The following is a 275-nucleotide window of genomic DNA, read 5'->3' as shown; positions in this document are numbered from 1 at the left end:
ACTGTAGATCGATCGGCTACCCCGAGCCCAGCAGCGCCTTCGCGCTGGTCTGGCGACGCCGCCCCACCGCCCCCATGCTGGCCACCAGAGCCACCACGGCCCAAGCCACGACGGCCACTAAGGACCCAAACGCGGGATTCTGGCCGGCCACCACGGCCTGCACCGCCCGCAGGGCCGGGTTGAGGGGGGAGACGGCGTCGGCCCAGCGCACCGGAGCGGGAACTGTGCTGGCTAATCCAGCAGCCACTGTGGCGGTGACCAGCACGACACTGATA

1 protein-coding gene is annotated in these 275 nt (G+C 70.2%); it reads right to left on the bottom strand.

All coding sequences use genetic code 11. The annotated features are described in order from the left end of the window. Positions 1-16 precede the first annotated feature (16 nt). Positions 17-275, bottom strand: a 259-nt coding sequence (locus tag FQ664_RS26010; protein WP_218570424.1) for a hypothetical protein, incomplete at its 5' end; no start/stop codon positions are given.

This window comes from Pseudomonas persica (genome assembly GCF_900291015.1).
In the GTDB taxonomy this organism is placed as follows: domain Bacteria; phylum Pseudomonadota; class Gammaproteobacteria; order Pseudomonadales; family Pseudomonadaceae; genus Aquipseudomonas.
Note: the sequence above shows the minus strand (reverse complement) of the source record. Positions and strands in the feature narration are given on the sequence as shown.